Raw genomic sequence first — 1,982 nt, 5'->3', positions numbered from 1 at the left:
ACAAATGCAAAAAAAGAAAGCATGAATCAGGGTATTAAGGAAAAATATCTGAACAGTTATAACCTGGTGAAGAAATACGATTATAATCCAAGGTTTATCCTGGACTTTAACAGTTACAATTGCACGTATGAGATCCTGGTCAATGATATGCCGGCCTATTCAGACTTTGGCAGCGGGAACCAGGGCGGGGCGGTATGGCCTGTATCGCCTAATATTCTGAAAAGCGGTAAGCAAACCATTACTATCAGGGTATTCCCCAAAGTAGATGACGATGATAAGATGGATTCATTCTTACTGGCGAAGAACTGTGGTCTCGAAGTGAAAGTAATGAGTGGCGATGAAGAAAAGGAAAAACCAAAGGAATATAAACAGTTGTTTTATTATAAGATGCCTGAAATAAACCTGGATAATGTGCCTTACCTGGAGTTTAAAGGTGTTTTTGAAGCATCTGTGCCTTACCAGCTGAAAGGATGGAGCCAGAGCCAGGATCTCCGGAAGGAAGACAAGGCAAAGCTCACAAGGGAGGTGCTGAACTTTTATAACCAGTACCGCAAATTGATGGCAGACGGTAATATGAATGCAGTAGCGGAGCAGATCTATAACCGGGAGCTGGAAACCGAGCAGGCTTATTTCCAGAACAAGCCCGCTGATGCAGCAGAAACCTGGAACCGGTTTGAGCAGATTAAGGCATATCACCTGGAGATGTTGCCACTGGAGCATTATGAGCTGAGGTTTTTTGGGGATGGCAGGGTAGTGGGGTTGATCCGGACAGATGATGAATTGAGAGGAGAGTCGGCCCTTGCAGGTATTACAGACAATAAGTACAAGATATACAACCTGTTGCTGCACAAGCCGACAGGCAGCGATCAGTTGCAGGTGATCAGGTAATAGAACTAGTTTTTAATCAGGGGAGTAACGTTGCGCATGTTGCTCCCCTTTTTTATTTCACCGGGTATTTAAAAATCAACATCTTTTTATTAACCTTGTGAAATAGTACCATCCTGGAAATATCAATCAAAAATCTAAACGTTATGAACCTACGAATACCCGCCGCTATCGGTATTATTGCATGGACTGCCGTTTCCTGTGCAGACATAAAATCTCCGGAAGCGGCTGTTGACCAGCCTTTAACCGGTACCTGGAAACTGGCTTACAGCAAGATGATCAAAAATGGTGATACCACTGATACTTACCCGGTAAAGGGGCAGGAAATGATTAAGATCTTTAATGGCAGCCACTTTGCTTTTTTTCAGCATGATGTTTCAAAAGGAACTGACAGCAGTACAGCTATATTTGGATCCGGCGCGGGTACGTATGTGCTGACGGGCGATAAATATGAAGAGCATTTACAATATTGCAGTTTCCGCAGCTGGGAAGATAAGCATTTCACCTTTACGCTCAGTTTGCAGCATGATACGCTGATCCAGCGTGGTATAGAAAAGATTGATAGTTTAAATGTAAACCAGGAAATTATAGAAGCGTATATCCGTATACGTTAAACCTTTTACGATGGGTATAAATATTCCTTTTCAGACGATCGACTGGTCATTAATTCCGAAAACAACGTATCCCGGTGAAGAAGGCACTGCATGGTGGCAAACCTTACAGTTTCCGGGGCTGCGGATACGGACGGTGGAATACTCACCCGGTTACGTGGCGGATCACTGGTGTAAGAAAGGGCATATTGTGCATTGTTTGCAAGGTTCTTTTGTAAGTGAATTACAGAACGGTGAAAATTTTGAATTATCTGAAGGGATGAGTTATGTTGTGTCAGATAACCTGAGTGTTCATCGTTCTGTTTCAACAGGTGGTGTAAAACTCCTGATTGTAGACGGCGATTTTCTGCAGCCGCTGGTATAATCTGCTTCTCTTGTTGCTTCTATTTCTTTCTTGTTACGGCCACAGGGTCGGCATAGCGGGGGCATCTGTTTTTCCTCTTTCTTTGTAATTACGGCCACAGGCCCGGGTGCAGCATCTGTTTC

At 43.6% G+C, this 1,982-nt stretch carries 3 protein-coding genes; all 3 read left to right on the top strand.

The window, feature by feature from the left end; all coding sequences use genetic code 11:
• Window positions 1-888 (top strand): hypothetical protein (locus tag VN105_RS14995; protein WP_325642273.1); only part of this gene is annotated, 888 nt, incomplete at its 5' end.
• Window positions 889-1,031: 143 nt separating this feature from the next.
• Window positions 1,032-1,499: a hypothetical protein gene (locus VN105_RS14990; RefSeq protein ID WP_325642271.1), complete on the top strand. Its 468-nt coding sequence runs from the start codon at window positions 1,032-1,034 to the stop codon at window positions 1,497-1,499.
• Between the two features lie 10 nt (window positions 1,500-1,509).
• Window positions 1,510-1,860 (top strand): DHCW motif cupin fold protein, encoded by a 351-nt coding sequence (locus tag VN105_RS14985; protein ID WP_325642269.1) that lies wholly within the window; start codon window positions 1,510-1,512, stop codon window positions 1,858-1,860.
• Window positions 1,861-1,982 lie beyond the last annotated feature (122 nt).

The sequence above is a fragment of the Chitinophaga sp. genome (assembly GCF_035564935.1).
GTDB lineage: Bacteria > Bacteroidota > Bacteroidia > Chitinophagales > Chitinophagaceae > Chitinophaga.
This window is presented reverse-complemented; position numbering and strand designations above follow the sequence as displayed.

Bases quoted from the DNA above. Each gene is read 5' to 3' on its own strand.
- VN105_RS14985 (WP_325642269.1), top strand. From the start codon at position 1,510: ATGGGTATAAATATTCCTTTTCAGACGATCGACTGGTCATTAATTCCG.
- VN105_RS14990 (WP_325642271.1), top strand. From the start codon at position 1,032: ATGAACCTACGAATACCCGCCGCTATCGGTATTATTGCATGGACTGCC.